At 66.1% G+C, this 18,619-nt stretch carries 14 protein-coding genes; 5 read left to right on the top strand and 9 right to left on the bottom strand.

The features are described 5' to 3' along the window. Positions 1 to 3 precede the first annotated feature (3 nt). From AC1DSD_RS12645 to lgt, 8 genes are all read right to left on the bottom strand, one after another. Positions 4 to 1,998, bottom strand: coding sequence for a GMC family oxidoreductase N-terminal domain-containing protein (locus AC1DSD_RS12645; RefSeq protein ID WP_478030500.1), 1,995 nt, complete (start codon positions 1,996 to 1,998; stop codon positions 4 to 6). Between the two features lie 98 nt (positions 1,999 to 2,096). Then, complete coding sequence (locus AC1DSD_RS12640) at positions 2,097 to 2,888, bottom strand: hypothetical protein (protein WP_478030499.1); 792 nt, start codon at positions 2,886 to 2,888, stop codon at positions 2,097 to 2,099. A 43-nt stretch (positions 2,889 to 2,931) separates the two neighbouring features. Continuing rightward, entirely contained in the window at positions 2,932 to 4,257 is a 1,326-nt protein-coding gene (locus tag AC1DSD_RS12635; protein WP_478030497.1) for a cystathionine gamma-synthase family protein, read from the bottom strand. 49 nt (positions 4,258 to 4,306) lie between these two features. Then, on the bottom strand, positions 4,307 to 5,068 hold the full coding sequence (gene pgeF, locus AC1DSD_RS12630; RefSeq protein WP_478030495.1) for a peptidoglycan editing factor PgeF: 762 nt from the start codon (positions 5,066 to 5,068) through the stop codon (positions 4,307 to 4,309). After that, positions 5,065 to 5,583 carry an N-acetyltransferase family protein gene (locus tag AC1DSD_RS12625; protein ID WP_478030494.1) on the bottom strand — a complete coding sequence of 173 codons (519 nt, stop codon included), beginning with the start codon at positions 5,581 to 5,583 and terminating at the stop codon, positions 5,065 to 5,067. Before AC1DSD_RS12625 ends, pgeF begins: the two co-directional genes overlap by 4 nt. Next, the gene (locus AC1DSD_RS12620; RefSeq protein WP_478030493.1) at positions 5,580 to 6,089 is read right to left on the bottom strand and encodes an N-acetyltransferase family protein; all 510 of its coding nucleotides are present in this window, start codon (positions 6,087 to 6,089) and stop codon (positions 5,580 to 5,582) included. Before AC1DSD_RS12620 ends, AC1DSD_RS12625 begins: the two co-directional genes overlap by 4 nt. Continuing rightward, positions 6,086 to 7,129: a class I SAM-dependent methyltransferase gene (locus tag AC1DSD_RS12615; RefSeq protein ID WP_478030491.1), complete on the bottom strand. Its 1,044-nt coding sequence runs from the start codon at positions 7,127 to 7,129 to the stop codon at positions 6,086 to 6,088. Before AC1DSD_RS12615 ends, AC1DSD_RS12620 begins: the two co-directional genes overlap by 4 nt. A gap of 1 nt (position 7,130) precedes the next feature. Next, positions 7,131 to 8,015 (bottom strand): prolipoprotein diacylglyceryl transferase, encoded by an 885-nt coding sequence (gene lgt, locus AC1DSD_RS12610; protein ID WP_478030490.1) that lies wholly within the window; start codon positions 8,013 to 8,015, stop codon positions 7,131 to 7,133. A gap of 78 nt (positions 8,016 to 8,093) precedes the next feature. Between lgt and AC1DSD_RS12605 the strand changes: the two genes are divergently transcribed. The 5 genes from AC1DSD_RS12605 to AC1DSD_RS12585 all read left to right on the top strand — a co-directional run bounded on the left by AC1DSD_RS12605 (position 8,094) and on the right by AC1DSD_RS12585 (position 15,494). Further along, complete coding sequence (locus AC1DSD_RS12605; RefSeq protein ID WP_478030488.1) at positions 8,094 to 9,779, top strand: class I adenylate-forming enzyme family protein; 1,686 nt, start codon at positions 8,094 to 8,096, stop codon at positions 9,777 to 9,779. A gap of 168 nt (positions 9,780 to 9,947) precedes the next feature. Next, positions 9,948 to 12,191, top strand: a complete 2,244-nt coding sequence (locus AC1DSD_RS12600; protein WP_478030487.1) for a xanthine dehydrogenase family protein molybdopterin-binding subunit — start codon at positions 9,948 to 9,950, stop codon at positions 12,189 to 12,191. A gap of 187 nt (positions 12,192 to 12,378) precedes the next feature. After that, complete coding sequence (hemH, locus tag AC1DSD_RS12595) at positions 12,379 to 13,383, top strand: ferrochelatase (RefSeq protein ID WP_478030486.1); 1,005 nt, start codon at positions 12,379 to 12,381, stop codon at positions 13,381 to 13,383. 47 nt (positions 13,384 to 13,430) lie between these two features. After that, positions 13,431 to 14,153 carry an acetoacetyl-CoA reductase gene (gene phbB, locus AC1DSD_RS12590; RefSeq protein ID WP_066824678.1) on the top strand — a complete coding sequence of 241 codons (723 nt, stop codon included), beginning with the start codon at positions 13,431 to 13,433 and terminating at the stop codon, positions 14,151 to 14,153. Positions 14,154 to 14,489: 336 nt separating this feature from the next. Next, a complete protein-coding gene (locus AC1DSD_RS12585) occupies positions 14,490 to 15,494 on the top strand; it encodes an amidohydrolase family protein (RefSeq protein ID WP_478030485.1) in 1,005 nt (334 codons plus the stop codon). Between the two features lie 18 nt (positions 15,495 to 15,512). Here AC1DSD_RS12585 and galA read toward each other — a convergent pair whose 3' ends face one another. After that, positions 15,513 to 18,422, bottom strand: a complete 2,910-nt coding sequence (gene galA, locus AC1DSD_RS12580) for a beta-galactosidase GalA (RefSeq protein WP_478030484.1) — start codon at positions 18,420 to 18,422, stop codon at positions 15,513 to 15,515. Between the last annotated feature and the right edge of the window lie 197 nt (positions 18,423 to 18,619).

The raw sequence follows: 18,619 nt of genomic DNA, 5'->3' as shown, positions 1-18,619 counted from the left end.
CGCTCAGAACGGTGCGATCGCCGTCGCGTAATGCGCCATCGCCATCGTCGTCAGCTGTGCATTGACCCGGATACAGCTGGCGAAGGTGCTGGCATCGGTGACGAGCACGTTGGCGGTGCCGTGGACGCGGCAATCGAGGTCGACCACGCCATGCTCGCGATCCTTGCCACGGGCATTGCCGCCTTGGGGATGCGAGCTCGACAGAGTAATATCGTCGGCCTCGCTGATCGCGCTGTCGAAAAAGGCATCGACATCGTCGCCGGGCTTGAGCGTCTGACCGCGCGCGAGCGCCGGATAGACTTCCTCCGCGCCGGCCGCGAAATGGACCTTGGTCAGTGCTGACAGCGCGCGTTTGATCAACGGAATTTCGACATCGTTGCGCAATTTGAAACTCAGGCCGGAATCGATCAGCTGGCCGCAGCGATCGGCGGGGATCAGGATGCCGGCCGACGCCAGCCGGCCGTAATTGCGCATCCGCTGGGCATGGTCGCCGAACCAGCCGGGCATCAGGGTCGACATGCTCATCGGCGGCTGGAAATGCGATTCGAGCAGGAAGTCGCCGCGATCGACATAGGTCGCCATCTGGTCCTCGTCCCAGCTGCGCATCGACTGCTCGCCGGGCATCAGCGCGACCACCGGGCAGGCGATGTTGAGCGAGATACCGGTGCCGGTGCCGTCGATCCCGCTCGCCGCGAGGATGCGGCTCGACGCCATCGTGCCGGCCGCGACCACCACGCCTTCACGCGCGCGGATGAAATGCTTGCGGCCGTCGGCCAGCACGACCTCCACTCCGGTCGCGCGCCGCTTGTCCCAGTCGAGCGGGGTTTCCCAGCGGATCGCCGTGACCTTGGTATCGGCCAAAATATGCGCGCCGCTCCTGCGTGCGTCGAGCAGGAAGGACTGCGCCATGCCCTGCTTGCGGCCATAGGGGCAGCCGGTGTTGCAATAGCCGCAATAGGCGCATGCCGCTCCGGCGGAATCGGGGCCGTAATTCTTGCTGAACCAGGGCGTGGGCGAAGACTGGTCGCCTGGGAGACCCGTCGCGGCCGCATGTGCCGCCCAGCCTCGTTGCAGATGCGGACCGTTATTGCGCCCGGCGCGCGCGTCGATCGGACCGACCGACAAGCGTTGTTCCACTGCACGATAAGCGGCATCGAACCGGTCGCGGTCGACCGGCGCGCCGAGCTCGGCCCATTTGGCGAAGATGTCGGGCGCTTGCGGGTGCGTCAGCCCGGGCTGGTTGACGCGCAGGCAGATGCCGTTGTTGAGCACGGTCGATCCGCCGACGACGCGGCCCTGGAACACGACGACGTCATGGTCGCGGCTGGTCTGCACGCCGCCATCGACGAACAGCCGCGCGGTCATTTCCCATTCGCGGTGATTGATCTTCGAAGAAGGGTAAAAGGGACCAGCTTCCACCACCAGCACGTCGTGCCCCTGCGCCGCCAGCGTCGCTGCGGCGACCGCGCCGCCGGCACCCGATCCGATCACGATCACCCCGGCTTCGTCGGGCGCCTCTTTCAGAATGTCGGCATCGGTCAAATCGCGGCCGGGAAAATCGGTGATCGGCACTTCGCCCGGCGCCGAGCGATCGCGATGAGCGGGCAGGGTAAAGCCGATCTGCGCGAATACCGGATTGTCGCGGTTATCGTCCTGGGTCTCGCCCTGCCAATGGCCGTAATAGCCGGCATAAACCACGCTCCGCACGCGGGCGAGATCCTGCATCAGGTCGTTGTGCGTGCGCTCGAGCCGCCTGGCGACTTGCCGCGCGCGCCAGGCCGGGCTCAGGATCAGGAACAACGGCCCGCCCATCACCAGGCAGAGCAGATAGAGGCTGAGCCCGATCTCGGTCGCCTTGCCGCCTTTCACCAGCGCGAACTGGCGCTGGAGGTTGGCGACCACCTGGCTCGAGGGGATCGCCATGTCGGTATCGTGGAACAGTGCTTCGGCCAGCGCCTTCAGGATTGCGGCCTGGACGAAATTGAACGGCTTCCCCATGCCCTTACTCCCCCGCTGCAAGGTCAGTCGGGCTCGGTCATAGCCGGTTTGTTGGCCACCCGAAATCGCGTTTGAGGTCACAATGGGGAGAAGTGACTCTACACCTCCCACCATCCATCTTTGTTGGGCGTCCACCATGGCGCGCCGGCGGTGATGCGCGCGGCGAGCCCGGATTCCCGAGACAACACGAGCGGCAGGCCGGGTTGCGCCGCCAGGCGTTCGACGTCGGCGTCGGAAAAGTCGGTCGGCATCCCGCCAGCCTCGCGACAGGCGAGACGAAAGAGTTCCATCTCCTGTCCCCAGAAATAGAGCGAGCTCGCGCCGATATTGGCCTGAAGGCGGTGGACGTCGTCCCATTTGCCGGGCTCGACGATCTTGGCCCAGATGTCCGCCTGGAGGCTGTCGACCGCGGCGTCGGGGCGCCAGTCGAAGGCGTCGGCATTGACGATCGTTACCTTGTCGCGGGCGGCGCTGGGAAGCTGGTCGAAAACGCCCTGCTCGGCGATCAGCGCGATCACGTCGGCGTCCCGCTCAATCACGGTGACGCGATCGACTTTGGGGTTCAGCGCCACATTGGCCGCGGCCCAGCCCATGCCCAGCCCGAGCACCACGGTATGGCCGCTTGCGGCGGCGATGCCGATTTCCTGGCTTTCGACCTCCATCGGGACGATCGACATCCAGGTGGCGTCGCCGTCGCGGACGGGGCCGCTGAGCACCGCACTGCCCAGCGTGGCATAGGTTTGTCCCCAATATCCACGTCCGGCCGCGAGGAACGCGACGCGTAGCGACCATTCGCCCCAAGTACCGGCGCGATAATGCGGCAGCCACAGACTGGTCGTGAACTGACCGAGCAGGTCGATCGGACTGATCGCTTCCGGATCGTACGTCACGACGCAGTCGGCTGGACGTGTGCGTAGCTGTCGGGCCGGTCGCTCACACCGTTTCCAGCGCCGCCGCGAAATCGGCGATCAGATCGTCGGCATCCTCGACGCCGATCGAGATGCGGACCAGATTGTCGGTAATCCCCAGCGCCTGTTTGCGCGCGTCGGGCACCGACAAATGGGTCATTCCGGCGGGATGCGACGCCAGCGTTTCCGTCCCACCCAGGCTGACCGCCAGCTTGGCGATCTTGAGCGCGTCGAGGAAGGCAAATGCCTCTTTCTCGCCGCCCTTGAGGTAGAGCGAGAAGGTCGACCCGGCGCCCGAGCAATGCCGCTCGTAGATATCCGCCTGGCGCTTGTCCTTGCCGTCCTTGAGGAAGCCGAGATAGCCGACCTTTTCGACCTTGGGATGATCGCGCAGGAATTCGCAGACCTTGACGGCATTCTCGCCGGCGCGGCTCATTCGCAGTTCGAGCGTCTCCAGGCTGCGCAGCAGCATCCAGGCGGTGTTGGGATCGCAGATCGTGCCGATCGTGTTGCGCATCAATCGGATCGTGTTGATGTGCTCCTTCGACCCGAGCACGCCGCCTGCGACGAGGTCCGAATGGCCGCCGGCATATTTGGTCAGCGAATAGACGACGATGTCGGCGCCATGTTCGAGCGGCTTGTGCCACAGTGGCCCCAGGAAGGTATTGTCGATCGCGATCGGCGGCTTGTTGGCGCCGGTGAAGATCGCGTCGCGGCTGGCGGCGACCGCCTCGACATCGACCAAAGCGTTGGTCGGGTTGGCCGGGCTTTCGAGATAGATCAGCGGGACATTGCCCGACGACGCCTTTTGCAGCACCGCGTCGATCTCGGCGCGCGTCGCGCCGGCCGGGAAGTCGAGCCAATGGACGCCGAAGCGACCAAGAATGCGTGCGATCAGCGTCTCGGTCGCAGCGTAAAGCGGACCCGAATGGACGATCGTGTCGCCGGGCTTGACCATGGCGAGAAACAGGGTCGCGATTGCCGACATACCTGAGGAGAAGGCAAGCGCATCCTCGGCGCCTTCCCAGATGCCCAGGCGATCCTCGAGGATTTCCTGGTTTGGGCCGTTGAAGCGCGAATAGACCAAACCCTCGGCGCCACCCGGGCGCTTACCCGTCACGCCCTCGAAATGGCGCTTGCCGGCGGCGGCGTTGGGGAACACGAAGGTCGAGGTCAGGAAGATCGGCGGCTTGAGCGATCCTTCGGACAGTGTCGGATCATAGCCATGGCCCATCATCAAGGTCGATGGCTTGAGTTGCCGCCCGCCGATCGATGCCGGCTCGGTCTTCTTGGGTGCGAGGGCCTCGACCCCGGTCAAATCGGCTTCGGTCTGGGTCGGCTTCTTGGACATCATCTACTCCTTTGGCCGACGCTGTAGCGCCGTGTGGTTTCAGAAGAAACTAAATCCCGATGATCGAAATCTGTCGTCCATAATCGGGCTCACCCCGGTGCGTCGCGCGGCGGAAGCTGTAGAAACGATCCGCGTCGGCATAAGTGTCGAGCCCCATCATTTCGATGGTCCGCACCCCGGCGGCGGCGAGGCGATGCGCGACATAGCCTTCCAGGTCGAACTGCGCGTGGCCGTCGCGGCCGGGCGCGAAGAAGCGTTCGTTGGCGGGATCGTCGGCTTCGAAGCGGTGCTGGAACGCGTCGTCGACCTCGTAGCTGGCGCGCGCGATGCACGGGCCGATCGCGGCGACGATGCGGTCGCGGTCGGCGCCGAGCTTTTCCATCGCGGCGACGGCCGCGTCGGTGACGCCGCCGATCGCGCCTTTCCATCCGGCATGCGCCGCGCCGACGATCCCGGCCGCGCGATCGGCGAGCAGGACAGGCGCGCAATCCGCGGTCAGGATGCCGAGCGCGAAGCCCGGACGGTCGGTCACCATCGCGTCGGCGTGCGGCCGATCGGTATCGTCCCAGGGCGTGGCGAGTGTCACACAATCCGCTGAATGGACCTGATAGAGTGTGACGAGCTCGGCGCCCGGCAGCACCGCGGCGACCGCACGGCGACGATTCTCGGCAAGGTCGGGGCCGATCTCGATTTGCCCGCGCCGGCCGAGATCGAGCCCCGCGGTGATGCCGGTAGAGACTCCGCCACGCCGTCCGAGGAACCCATGCGCCACGCCATCGAGCGCACGGGCGCGATTGATCTCGACGGTCACAGCGTGAGTCTCATCAGCCGGTCGTCATCTTCCTGTTCGCCGACCATGAATTTGTATTGGCCGATTTCCTCGAAGCCATAGCGTTCGTAGAACCGCCGCGCGCGATGATTGTCGATATAGACCGACAGGATCATCTCGCTGGCGCCGCGCGCCCGCGCCTGATCGAGCGCCCAGTCCATCAGCACCGGCGCAAGGCCCGCGCCGTGATGGTCGGCCAGGATATAGAGCTGGTGCAGTTCGATCGCTTTATCCGGCCAGTCGCCGGGAAAGGTGACCGGGCCGATCTTGCAATAACCAACGATCGTGTCGTCGTCGGTCGCGACGCGGACGCGATAAGCGGGGTCGGTCAGGTCTGCGGGCAACCCGGCCGATCCGAACGCCGCATCGAGGAACTGCGCGAGATCCTGCTGGCGATAGAGCGTGCCAAACGTGTCGGTGAAGCTGCGCCGCGCCATCGCCGCGAGTGCCGGTCCGTCGGCGGGCGTCGCGTCGCGATAGGTGATCGCCGCGCTCACAGCGCCAGCCGCATGATGTGGTCGGTGTCGATCTGCGTACCGACCGCGAAGGCATAGTCGCCGATATGGTCGAAGCCATTCTTGCGATAAAAGGCGGCCGCGCGGTGGTTTTCTTCCCACACGGTCAGCAGCAGCGCCGTCGCGCCTCCCGCCCGCGCGGTGGCGATCGCCCAGTCGAGCAACGCCTTGCCGACGCCCGCGCCATGCTGATCGCTGCTGACATAGATCTGGCTCAATTGCAGCGCGCTGGGCTCGGCATCGGGCAGCCAGGGCGGGTTGACCTTGGCATAGCCGACCACCCGGCCGTCAACGAGCGCGAGGTGAAAGCGCGCCGCGCCGCTCGACAGATCGGCGAGCAGCTTGCCGTTGGGGCCATAGGCCTGGGCGAGATAGGTGGCCGCATCCTCGGCCGAGACGCCGTGCGCGAACGTCTCGATCCAAATTGCCTGCGCCATGGCGTCAAGCGCGTCGCCATCGGCGGGGGTAGCATCGCGATATTCGATCATAGGAATCCTGCTGGAATTGGCCAGTCGCGCGCGGTCCAGGCCATCGCCCTGAACAATGTTCCCATCTGGTCGTGCTCGACCAGCCGCGCGCGATCGGCGGCGATCGCCTCGGCCTTTTCTGGCGTCGATCGCGCCAGCGCCTCGGCGCGCGGAGCGATCCCCAATGCAGTTAGAAATGCGCCTTGCCCGACCGGGCCGTCGACCCTCACGCCCTCGATCCCGGCGGCGGCGGCCAGAGTGGCGAAATCGACATGGGCGGTCAGGTCGCGGCTGCCCGGTTCCTCGAACGGATTGGCGAATTGGTGTCCGCTCACCGCCTGCAACGTGTCGCCGATTGCCGGACCGTCATAACCATAATCGACCACCAAGGCGGCCCCGCCGTGCAGTATCAGGCGCTGCGCCAGCGCGCGACCAATCGCCACCGACGCCGGCGAGGTTTCGATCACCGATCCGACCGGCGCATCGCGCAAATTTTCCGGGATCACGCTGGCGGGCACGTCCTTGCCGGCGATCGGCAGGAACATCAGGTCCTGACAAGCGACCAACCGCTCGCGCCAGGCATCGCCCGCCTTGACCAATTGGCGGATCGGCAGCGCGTCGAAGAATTCGTTGGCGACCGCGATGATCGGCCGGTCGTCGGGCAATTGCGTGATATCGTCGTGCCAGGTGGCATAGGGGACCGCAGCGCGCTGCCGGGCGCGCAGCGTCGGGCTGGTTTCGACGAAATGGGCTGGCGGATCGAGCCCGACCCGGCCCATCGCGCGCATCGCATCGGCGGTCAGCGTGCCGCGCCCTGGGCCGAGTTCGACCCAATAGATGTCAGGCTCGCCTGCGCGCTGCCACAGATCGGCGGCCCATAGCCCGATCAGCTCGCCGAACATCTGGCTGACTTCGGGTGCGGTGGTGAAATCGCCCGCCGATCCCAACGGGTCGCGGGTCGCATAATATTCGGCATTGGCCGCCGCCATGTACTGCGACAATGGGATCGGCCCCGCCATGGTGATGGCACGCGACAGCCGATCGGGCAGCGACCCGTCCATCTCAGGCGACGCTTTCGTCCCCGGCGATCGGGGTGACGCGATCGCGCCGGCCTTTGGCCGTCCAGATCAGATAGATGCCACCCAGAATCATCGGCACGCACAACCATTGGCCCATGTGCAGATAGCCATTGTCGAAGATCGTCCCTTGGAACTGGGCATCGGGTTCGCGGAAGAATTCGACCGTGAAGCGCGCAAGGCCGTAGCCGGTCAGGAACAGCCCGACGAGCTTGCCCGGCTCGTAGCGCGCCTTGGTCCGCCAGAAGGCGTAGGCGAGCAGCGCAGCCAGCACGACGCCTTCGAGCAGTGCCTCGTAAAGCTGGCTGGGATGGCGCGGCATCGGACCGGCATTGGGGAAGATCATTGCCCAGGGCAGGCTGGCATCGGTGGGCTTGCCCCACAATTCGCCGTTCACGAAATTGGCCAGACGACCGAAGAATAGCCCGAACGGGGCGCAGCAGGCGACATAGTCATGGACGCGGAGCCAGCTGAGCTTGTTCCGCCGCGCGAACCAGAAGATGCCGAGCGAGGTGCCGATCACACCGCCATGGAAGGACATCCCACCTTCCCATAATTTGAAGAAGCCAAATGAAAACAGCAGGCTGGGGAAATGTGTGTCGTAGAACAGCACATAGCCGATCCGCCCGCCGAGGATGATGCCGAGCGTCGCGTAGAACACCAGATCCTCGACGTGCCGCTTCGCCATCGGCGCGCCCGGCGCGCGCAGCATGCGCATCAGGTACATCCAGCCGACGACGATGCCGGCGATGTACGCAATCGAATACCATTTGATGTCGAATATATCGCGCCCGAACAAATGGATGTGCAGCAGCACCGGATTGAGGTGCAGGTCGTCGAAATTGATCGCGGTCAGTGCATGCAGGATCAAGGCTTTTCCCCGGGCTTTGTCGCTCCCATAAGGTGGTAAGGGTCCCAAGTCGACAAAGACCAGGTGGAGAGAATGCCGATGCCCAGCGCGCTGGATCTACGGATGGACGGCGGAATCGCGAAGCTGACCGGCCCCGGCGCGCCGATGGCGGTCAGCGAGATCGAGGTGCGCGGTCGATCCTACCCGGCGATCGCCGCGGCGCCGCCCAGCCTGGCGCATTATTTCGCGCATTTCTGCGCCCAGCACGCTGACGTGACGTTCCTGGTGGCGGGCGAGGAGCGGCTGACGTTCGGACAGGTGTACGGCCAGGCTGGCGGCGTCGCACGGTCGTTGGTGGTGCAGGGGATCAAGCGCGGTGACCGGGTCGGCATCGCGATGCGCAATTCGCCGTCCTGGATCGCGCTTTATATGGGCGTGCTGATGGCGGGCGGCATCGCGGTGCTGCTCAACGGCTGGTGGCAGTCGGAGGAATTCGCCAACGCGCTGGCCGAGGTCGAATGTTCGATCGTGTTCGCCGATCCGCCGCGCGGCAAAAGGCTGGCTGACATCGAGGGCCTGACCGCCAGGGTGGTGGTGATCGACGATTTCAAGCCGCTGTCCGAGGCGCTCGCCGCGACAACGGTCGATGCGGAGACGCCGCTGCCGGAGCTTGGCCCGGACGATCTCGCCACGATCCTGTTCACCAGCGGGTCGACCGGGCAATGCAAGGGCGCGCTCAGCGACCATCGCGCCGTGCTGCAGGGCACGCTCAATTACCTCACCCAGGCGCTGATGATGCTGGGTTTCGCGACCGAGGACGGCAATCCGCCGCAGGGTCAGCCGTCGACCCTGCTCAACGTGCCGCTGTTCCACGTCACCGCCGAAGTGCCGGTGATGCTGCAGAGCTTCGCCATGGGCCGCAAGCTGGTGCTGATGCCGAAATGGGATGCCGAGGACGCGATGCGGTTGATCGAGCGCGAGCAGATCAGCTATTTCGTCGGCGTCCCGCTGATGAGCTTCGAGATCCTGACGCATCCCAATCGCGCCAACTACGATCTGTCGACGGTGACCGATTTCGCCGCCGGCGGGGCGCCGCGCCCGATCGACCATGTCCGCCGGATCAACGAGGAAATGGGCGGGGGTGCGCCGCTGATCGGCTATGGCCTGACCGAGACCAATGGCGTCGGCTGCGGCAATTGGCGCGAAAATTATCTCGCCAAGCCCAATTCGACCGGACGTGCCTCGGCGCCGCTGGTCGATCTTGCGATCCTCGACGATGCCGGTGACAAGGTCGCGGCGCTCGAGCGCGGCGAGGTGGCGATCCGCTCGATCTGCAATTTTCGCGAATATTGGCACCGGCCCGATGCGACTGCCGCGGCGTTCAGCAAGCATGGTTATTTCCTGACCGGCGATATCGGCTATCTCGACGAGGACGGCTATCTGTTCATCGTTGACCGCAAGAAGGACATCATCATCCGCGGTGGCGAGAATATCAGTTGCCAGGAAGTCGAGGCGGCGATCTACGAGCATCCGCTGGTCGCCGAGGCGGCGGTGTTCGGCCTGCCCGATGAGCGTTTCGGCGAAGTGCCCGGCGCCGTCGTCCATTTCCATGATGGCGAGACGGTCGACGAAGCCGCACTGCAGGGCTTTTTGTGCGAGCATATCGCGGCGTTCAAGGTGCCGGCGCGGATCTGGATCGCGCCCGACCCGCTGCCGCGGCTGGGGACGGAGAAGATTGATAAGGTCGGGCTGCGCGCCAAATATCGCGCGGTGGTGGCGGGATGAGTCATCTGGAACCCCTCCCCTTCAGGGGAGGGGTTGGGGGTGGGGCCTATCCAGGGGCGATTAGCTTGCGGCACTGCCCCACCCCAACCCCTCCCCTGAAGGGGAGGGGCTCAATACCGCCAACCCGCAGGCTTCCCCCTTGCTCACCCGGGCGATAGAGCAGCGGTAATGGCCGACGAAATCCCGCCCAAAAAAAGCCTGACGCGTCGCCAGTTGCTGATCGGTGGCGGCGTCGGAGTCGGGCTGGTGATCGCTTGGACAGTCTGGCCCCGGCGCTACGGCCCGAACCTGACGGCCGCGAAAGGCGAGCACATCTTCAATGCCTGGCTGAAGATCGGCGAAGACGGGCATGTCACCGTCGCGGTGCCGCAAGCCGAGCACGGCCAGGGGAGCTGGACCACCCTGCCGCAGATCGTCGCCGATGAGCTTGGCGCCGACTGGCGCACCGTCGCGGTCGAGCCGGCGCCGCTCAACCCGCTCTACGCCAACCCGCTGGCGGCATCGGAATTGTTCGACGGCGTGTTCGATCGATTGCCGCAGAATATACGCGAAGGCCATGTCACGCGGTCGGCGCTGATGCTGACCGCCAGCTCGACATCGGTGCGCCAGTTCGAAGGCGATCTGCGCGATGCGGGCGCCGCGGCGCGCGTGCTGCTGCAGAAAGCGGCGGCGAAACGGTGGAATACCGATTGGCAAGCGACTGGCACCGCGCAGGGCTTCGTCGTTCACGACAAGGACAAATTGCGGTTCGGCGAACTGGCGGCCGAGGCGGTCGGCGGCAGTCTGCCCGATCCGCTGCCGTTGCGCGCCGGCGAAAACGGCCGGCTTTCGGGCCAGTCGCTGCAACGGCTCGACAGCCCGGCCAAGATCGACGGCTCGGTCAATTTCGCCGCCGACATGCGCTTGCCCGGCATGGTGTTCGCCGCGATCCGCCAGGGGCCGACGCCGGACAGCCGGCTGGTCAGCGCCGACAAGGGCGCGGCGGACCGCGTGCGCGGTGTGCTGAAGGTGGTCGAGGGCGAGCATTGGGTCGCTGCCGTCGCCGACAATTGGTGGGCCGCCAACCGGGCGCTCGGCGCACTCGCCCCGCGATTTGCCGCGCCGGTCGGTGGGGCAAGCGATTATTCGATCCGCAGCGCGCTCGACGCGGCGCTGAACGGCGACGGCGTCCGGATCGGCGCCGCCGGCGATGTCGGCGCCGCCTTTCGTGGCGTGCAAGTGGTGAGCGCGGAATATCGCGCCGCGCCGGCACTCCACGCCGCGATCGAATCGCGCACGGCGACTGCCGCCTGGAGCGATGGGTCGGTTGAATTGTGGATGCCGACGCTCGCCCCCGGGCTTGCGCGATCGGCGGTCGCGGCGGCGATGGGCGTCGGCGAGGATGCGGTGATCGTCCATCCGATGCCGATCGGTGGCGGGTTCGGGATCGGACTCGAATCGGACGCCGGGGTGCAAGCCGCGGCGATCGCCCGCGCAGTCGATCGGCCGGTGCAATTGACCTGGTCGCGTGCCGAGGATTGCGTGCATGACCGCTTCCGCGCGCCCGCCGCGGCACGGATGACCGGGCGGGTCGACCAGAACGGACGGCTGGTCGGGCTGCTCGCGAAGATCGCCGCGCCGTCGACCGGGCACGAACTCGCCGCGCGGCTACTGGCGAGCGACAAGGCGGCGCAGGCCGCGCTGGCGCTGCCCGCCAATGGCGATGCCTATGCGGTCGCCGGCGGCACGCCCTTCTACCAGATCCCCAATTGGGCGCTCGATCATCATCCTGCTGACGTCGGTATCCCGACGGGCCATTGGCGGTCGGGCGCGCACAGCTACACCTGCTTCTTCACCGAATGTTTCATCGACGAACTGGCCCACGCCGCCAATACCGAGCCGCTGTCATTCCGCGTCGCGATGCTGGGCGGTAATGCCCGGCTGGCGCGCTGCCTGACGACGGTGGCCGCGCTCGGCGGCTGGGAAGGCGGTGTGGCGGGGAGCGGGCAGGGGATCGCCTGCCACAGTTTTCGCGGCAGCCATATCGCGGTGTTCGCCGAAGCGCATATCGAGGAGGACCAGTCGATCGGGATCGACCGCATCGTCGCCGCGATCGATTGCGGGCGGCAGATCAATCCCGACATCGTCCGCCAGAATATCGAAGGCGGGTTGGTATTCGGCATCGCCCAGGCGCTCGGAGCCTCGACCCGGTTCAAGGACGGCCTTGCCACCGTGCGGGGGTTCGGCGATCTCGATCTGCCGGTGCTGGCGGATATGCCCGACATCACCGTCGAGCTGATCGCCAGCGAAGCCGATCCCGGTGGCGTGTCGGAACTGGCGGTGCCGCCGGTCGCCCCGGCCATCGCCAATGCGCTGCAATCGGCGACGGGGTTCAGGATTCGCAGCCTGCCGCTCAAGGTTGGGGAAGCGTAGTTTTGGACGATCCTCTCAATCGTCACCCCGGGCTTGTCCCGTGTTCGAGCTTTGGCTTGCCCCCGGCAAGCCAAGATCGTGTCCGGGGGACACGATCTCGCTCGAACACCAACCCTCCTCTACGGAATTCAGCCGTTGTTGCACGTTGGGTGCCGGGACAAGCCCGGCATGACGGTGGGGTTTTGACATGACGATTCCCCCCAATCATCCCCCGATCTCGCCCCCCCGCGTCGGCATCCTGCTGGTCAATCTCGGCACGCCTGACGAGGCCAGTCCGAAAGCGGTGAAGCGCTACCTCGCCGAATTCCTGTCCGATCGCCGGGTGGTGGAGATTCCCCCGCTGGCCTGGCAACCGATTCTGCGCGGTATCGTCCTCAACACCCGCCCGAAGAAGTCGGCGCATGCCTATCAACAGGTCTGGACCGACGCGGGATCGCCGCTTGCCGCCGTCACCCGTGCGCAGGCGGAAGCGCTGAAAGATGCGTGGCCCGGCGTCACCGTCGACTGGGCGATGCGCTACGGCACCCCGGCGATCGGCGACCAATTGGAGGCGATGAAGGCGGCCGGATGCGATCGCATCCTGATCGCGCCCCTCTACCCGCAATATTGCGCCGCGACGACCGCGACCGCCAACGACAAGGCGTTCGAGGCATTGGCCGCGATGCGCTGGCAGCCGGCGATCCGCACCTTGCCGCCTTATCACGATGATCCCGCCTATATAGACGCGCTGGCGCAGTCGGTGCGCGCCTCGCTCGCTGCGCTCGATTTCGAGCCTGAGGCATTGATGGCGAGTTTCCACGGCATGCCGGCGCGCACGCTCGAGCTTGGCGACCCCTATCATTGCCATTGCCAGAAGACCGCACGCCTGCTCGGCGAAGCGCTGGGGCGCGAGTTGATCGTCAGCTTTCAGTCGCGCTTCGGTCGGGCCAAATGGCTCGAGCCTGCGACCGATACCACGCTCACCGCGCTGCCGGGGAAGGGAATCAAAAGGGTTGCGATCATCGCGCCCGGATTCTCGGCCGATTGCCTGGAAACGCTGGAGGAGCTCGCGATTCGGGGTCGCGACACTTATCTCGCCGCGGGCGGCACGCAATTCGCCTATCTTCCATGTCTCAACGATGGCGAGATTGGCATAAAGATGCTTCGCGAAATCCTGTCGCGGGAACTTGCCGGTTGGATCAGCGCTCAATAGCCTCGACCCGACGACACCGCCCGAATCAGGGCCAATAGGAGAGAAAAATGGCACGCGTAGCGATCGTAACCGGCGGAACGCGCGGGATCGGCGAGGCGATCAGCCTGGCGTTGAAGGACATGGGGATGACCGTCGCGGCGAATTATGCCGGCAATGACGAGCGCGCTCGCGAATTCTCCGATCGCACCGGGATCAAGGCATTCAAATGGGATGTCGGCGACTATGATGCGTGCCAGGACGGCGTGAAACAGGTCGAGGAACAGCTCGGCCCTGTCGACGTGGTGGTCAACAATGCCGGCATCACTCGCGACGGCACGATCCTCAAGATGACCTACCAGATGTGGAAAGAGGTCATGGACACCAATCTGGGCGGTTGCTTCAACATGGCCAAAGCGACCTTTCCGGGCATGCGCGAGCGCAAATGGGGGCGGATCGTCAATATCGGCTCGATCAACGGCCAGGCCGGGCAATATGGCCAGGTCAATTACGCCGCGGCCAAATCGGGCATCCACGGCTTCACCAAGGCGCTCGCACAGGAAGGCGCGCGGGCCGGCGTGACGGTCAACGCGATCGCGCCGGGCTATATCGACACCGACATGGTGGCGGCGGTGCCGGCGGATGTGCTCGAGAAGATCGTCGCCAAGATCCCGGTCGGGCGCTTGGGCCAGGCGCAGGAAATCGCGCGCGGCGTGGCGTTCCTGTGCTCGGAGGATGGCGGGTTCGTGACGGGCTCGACGCTGAGCATCAATGGCGGGCAGCATATGTACTGACGGGCGGAGGCGCGGAAGCGACGCTTCCGCGCCGGTCGCGCCTGCGGCGCGAGCGCCTGCGGCGCGAGCGCCCGGCACGGCCGGCGGGTCGGCGCAGCCGAACCCGTCCGACGACGGCGGCTTTGCCGCCGGCGGGTCGGGACTTCACTAACTGACGGGGCCGTTGCGTCGAGGATGCAGGCGCCCAACCCCTAGCGCCCAGCAATCGGTGCATTTGCTTCGACTCCGCAAACGCCTTTGTATCGCGGCATGACCTGCGGGGTCATGTCGTGGTGGCTGCGCGCTTGGTAACCGATCCGGACGGCGCGAAGGCGCGTTTCAGTTCGGAGTGATGATATGCAGATCGCGCGCAGGGACTTCCTGAAATATGGCGGCGGCACGGTGGCGGCGCTCGCGCTTCCCGGAGTGCTGCCTGCCGCCAATGCTGCTCGCAAGCCAATCATCGACGTCCACATGCATGCCTATCCGGCCACGATGAAGCTGCCCGTGCCGATCGTGAATCCGATCACCGGCGTGAAGAGCTCGATCATCACCGGCGCAGACCATCTCACCGCCTGTCTCGAGCAGATGCGGCGGTACAATATCGTCAAGGGCGTGGTCAGCGGCGGCGATGGCGACCGCTTGCAGGCAGCCTATGATTGGCATGATCGCGATCCCGCACGCATTGTCGCCGGCGCCGGCATCCGCGGCTCGGACGACACGCCGCTGCCGCCGCTCGAAACGCTGCGCAGCGCCTTCGCCACGGGCAAGCTGAAGGTCTTGGGCGAGATCACCGCGCAATATGCCGGCCTGTCGATCAGCGATCCCAAATACGACCCCTATCTGGCCCTCGCCGAGGAATTCGACGCCCCCGTGGCGATCCATCTCGGCACGATGCCCGCGGGCACCACGTTCGACCCGTGCTGCCGCACGGCGCGAGCGGCGTTCGGGCATCCCGAAACGGTGGAGGGCGCGCTCAACAAGCACCCGAAACTGCGCGTCAACCTGATGCACAGTGGCTGGCCCTATATCGAAGAAGCCGAGGCGATGATGATGCTCTACGACAACGTCAATATCGACACAGGCGCGCTGTCATGGCTGCTGCCGCGGCCGGCCTTTCACGACTATCTGCGTCGGCTGGTCGATGCCGGCTTCGGCAAACGGGTGATGTTCGGGTCCGACCACATGTACTGGCCCGATGGGATCGGGCTCGCGGTTGAACATGTCGAGGCCGCGACGTTCCTGACCGAGGAGCAGAAGAGCGACATTTTCTACAATAATGCGGCGGCCTTTTATAAGCTGGCACCCGCGGCTCCCGTGACCCTCTCCGATGCTGATGCAACCCGCACACCGAATGGCTAATGTTGGCGTGTCAGGCTTCTAGCGCGCGGTGACCGCCACCGGGCCCAGGATGCCGGAGGGCTGGCCAGCCGGTGCATAGACGAGCAGCGCGACGATGCGCGGTCCGGCGCCGGGCGCGATCGGTGCGCGCAGGGGAGCGGTATCGGTGCCGTCCTTGATGGCTGTTCGGGTGCCGTCGATCCAGAGTTCGGCCCTGCCGCCAACCGCGTCGAACGCGATCACGCCTCCCTCGGCCGCGATGCGCTTCCAGGGCAGGATGCGCGCTCGATAGAGGCGCCACCCGGGCTGCGCCTCTCCGGGCGTGGGGTCGCCGCTATGGATGAAGTCCCAGCTGTTGTTGTCGCCATCGGCGGGGGCGAAACCGGGATCGGGGCGTTGGGTGAAGGTCGGCGAACGGCGCCAATCGCGTAGCTTCAACACGGCCGGAACGACCGCGACCTGCGGGCGCGGGGCGATATCGGCGCGATCGAGCTTCAGCACGGCGGGTTTCAGCCCGGACGCTGTGGCGCGGACGGTGATGCGTCCCCGGCCCGCATCGGCGCGGACGATCACCTGGGCCAGGCCATTGAACAGCGACCGTTCGCCTGCTGGCCCCGCAAACTGCTCGGGCTCGTGACTGTTGGGATCGCCATTGCCGACACCCAATAAAGTCGCACCCTCGACCGTGAAGCGCGTCGCCAGATTGGCGGTCGGGACGTGACGGCCGCGCGCATCGATCGCGTCGATGGTGATCGGCTGGGCGTCCTCGTCGTCGCCGGCCATGACCATGCGCGTGGGGGTAAGCCGCAGCGCCACCGGCGCGCCCGCTGTCTCGTGGACCGCGGTCGCCACGACTTTGCCGCCGCGCATCGCGCGCGCCTCGATCCGGCCCGGCGCATATTGCACGGTCCATTCATTCCCCATGATGCGGTCGACCCGTTGCACGCCAAGGTCGCGGCCGTTGAGCATTAGCGCCACGGTCTCGGCGTTGCTGGTGACGAAGACCTTGATCGGTTCACCCTCGCGGCCGGGCCAGGTCCAGTGCGGGGCGATCGCCACGACTGGCCGGTCGTCGATCCAGTTCGCGCTATGGATGTCGAACGCGGTCTTGGGAAAGCCGCACAGGTCGAGAATGCCGAAGAAGCTCGAGATGGTCGGCCATTCGTGCGGCGTCGGCTCGCCATGATAGTCGAACCCGGTCCAGACGAAGCCGCCCGCGACGAAGGGGCGCTCGGCGATGTTCTTCCACGATGCGCGATGCGTGCCGCCCCAGCTTGCGGCATCGGTGTCGTAGGACGTGATGACATGCCCGGCGGGATCGGTGGCGAAGGCGCCGCGCGTCTCGAAGGCGCTGGTGTCCTCCGAGCTCGTCATCGGCTTGGTCGGGTTCAGCCGGTGAAACTTGTCGTAATCGCCCTGGTAATAGTTGAACCCCATCACGTCGACGACGGACGACACGTTGGAAGGAGTGTAGAACGAGCCGTTCATCGCCGCGGTGATCGGCCGGCTGTCGTCGAGCCGGCGGACAGCGGCCGACATACGGCGCACCATCTCCACCCCGGCTTCGGTGCCCTGCATCGGCTCCTCGTTGAACACCGACCAGAGAATCACGCTCGCGTGGTTGCGGTCGCGCCGGACGAGCCATTCGAGCTGGGCGAGATAGTCGGGCGCCGGATTGAAGTTGCGATTCTCGTCCATGACGAGGAAACCCATCCGGTCGCACCAGTCGAGCAGCTCGGCAGTGGGCGCGTTGTGCGACATGCGGATCGCGTTGCAACCCATCGCCTTGAGCCGCTCCAACCGCCAGGCGAGCAGCGCATCGGGCATCGCGACACCCACCCCGGCATGGTCCTGATGGAGGCAGACTCCCTTGAGCTTGACCGGTCGGTCGTTGACGAACAGCCCCTTGTCGGCATCGAAGCGTATCGTGCGGAAGCCGATTGCGACGCGACGCTCGTCGACGATCTCGCCACCGCGCAGCACGCGGGTCCGCACCATATGGAGCGTCGGCGTCTCGACCGACCAGCGCGCGGGGGTGTCTGCATCGAGAGTCAGCGCGGCATCAGCTCGTCCCAGCACGGGGACGGTCACGTCGGTCCGTTCCGTCGCGATCTCGCGGCCGTCGGGATCGAGCAGGGCCGCCTCGACCGTCACGCTCGTGGCGGCGCGATCGATGTTGGCGAGGGTCGCGGTGACGGGGACGCGCCAGTGCCCGTCGGGCCCCTGGCGCGGATCGCAATGGACACCGTCGCTGACGATGGCGACGGGGGCGCGGCGAACGAGCCAGACATGGCGGTAGAGGCCGGCGCCCTCATACCACCAGCCCTCTTTGACATCGGCATCGGCGCGAACGACGATCATGTTGGTCTCATCGCCGAAGCGCGCGAACGGCGTCAGATCGACATAGATGCTGTTATAGCCCGACCAATTATGCGCAGCGAGGCTGCCATTGACCCAGATCGTCGCGTTGGTGGCGATGCCGTCGAAATGGAGCTCGATCGTCTTGCCGCGATCCGCAGGGTCGAGCCGCAGCGCGCGCCGGTACCAGCCGATGCCGCGCGGGCGATACCCTTGCGAGACGTTCGCGGTGCGGACGAAGGGTTGCGCCGCCGCCCAGTCGTGCGGCAGCCGCACTTCCGCCCAGTCCGAATCGTCATAGGCCATCGCCGCCGCGCCGCGCGCATTGCCGGCCTTGACGCTCATATAGGTGTCATCGTGCCCCTGCGGCTCCGGCGTCGGGACGTCGCCTTGATGGAAACGCCAGCCCAATTCGAGGCGCGTACGCGAAGGATCGGGCTCGGAGAGCCGCGGCAGGAGGCGCCGCTGGGGCGCCGGCATCGGAAAGCCGTCGCCATCGCCGCTCCCGTGCGTGGCAACCGCCGCCTGTCCGGGCATCGCAAGCAGCGCGCCGGCACCGGCACCGCCGAGGAGAAGTTGGCGACGATCCATTGCTGATACTCCAACACGATGCGGGGGAATGCGGGGTGCCCAGAGCGTGATGACGTGAGTTTGACCCGCCGTGACGGAGCGGATTTTGGCGCAGGGCGAGGAACGAGGAGCGGAGCGATGCAGAATGCATCGTGACCGACGAGAGACGCTGCCCTGCGTCAAAAGGCGCCCGCCGCTTTGCGGTTGCCCGGGCGCGC

It is taken from the genome of Sphingomonas sp. P4_D12, from assembly GCF_056401895.1.
This window is presented reverse-complemented; position numbering and strand designations above follow the sequence as displayed.